This window comes from Xenorhabdus anantnagensis (assembly GCF_028598555.1).
GTDB lineage: Bacteria > Pseudomonadota > Gammaproteobacteria > Enterobacterales > Enterobacteriaceae > Xenorhabdus > Xenorhabdus anantnagensis.
Map to the genome: position 1 here is coordinate 1 of NZ_JAQRFN010000085.1, position 873 is coordinate 873.

Here is an 873-nt window from a genome sequence, read left to right on the forward strand (position 1 = left end):
AGCACCACGATCAAGGCTTGTTGATCCGTGTCCGGCAACATATCCGCTTTTTGCCATAAAGCATGTAAGGTGTGGTTACGGATTTTAACTTCATCCGATACCGCTTTACGCCCAACCAGCTCATCTAATGTCACCTGAAGCACATCAGCGATCTTAATCACGGTCTCAAGATGGGGCGCACTGGCTCCCTTCTCCCAACGATTATAAGCCCGCGGATCAACGCCCAGCAGCTCAGCTAATCGAACCTGATTTAAATTACGAGCTTCACGCAACAAGCGAAGACGTTCTGCAAATGCTGTCATATCCAACCCTGCACACAATGAATCAAGGGGGCTCATTGTACCGTCTCCTTTTTAGTTGCCTTGTTGCAAATCTCACAATATATAGATATATTAATCTACATTAATGTCTATTGACAAGGTTTTTAAGAAGGAACTTAGCTATGGCTCGCATTCCCGAAGCAGAGTTGCAACACCTGAAAACAGCCGTTCCCTTAGTGGCTATCATTGAGCAGCAAGGTCGGCAGCTTTTTAAGCGCGGCAAGGACATGACCGTGCTGTGCCCGTTTCATCAGGAAAAAACACCGTCAATGGTCATTACGCCAGCGAAAAATCTTTATCACTGCTTTGGCTGCGATGCAGGCGGCTCGGTGCTGGACTGGGTGATGAAAACCGAAGGCTTGAGCCTGCGCCATGCCGTGGAACGTTTGCGTGCCATGCTGGGTGTCAATCCCTCCGTCGAGCCGCTGGTACAGCCTGCGGAGCTGGCCGGGGATGCTGCCGGGCAGCAGGCGCTGCTGTCGCGGGTGGTTGAGTTTTATCACCATACGCTGCTCAATGCCCCGGAAGCACAGGCCTATCTGGCGAAGCGGCG

General features: G+C 51.4%; 2 protein-coding genes. One reads left to right on the plus strand and one right to left on the minus strand.

Annotated features, from left to right (window positions below):
* The coding region (locus PSI14_RS19970) for a helix-turn-helix domain-containing protein (protein ID WP_273577725.1) at positions 1–338 on the minus strand (338 nt) is incomplete at its 3' end.
* Between the two features lie 104 nt (positions 339–442).
* Between PSI14_RS19970 and PSI14_RS19975 the strand changes: the two genes are divergently transcribed.
* On the plus strand, positions 443–873 hold a 431-nt coding region (locus PSI14_RS19975), incomplete at its 3' end, for a CHC2 zinc finger domain-containing protein (protein ID WP_273577726.1).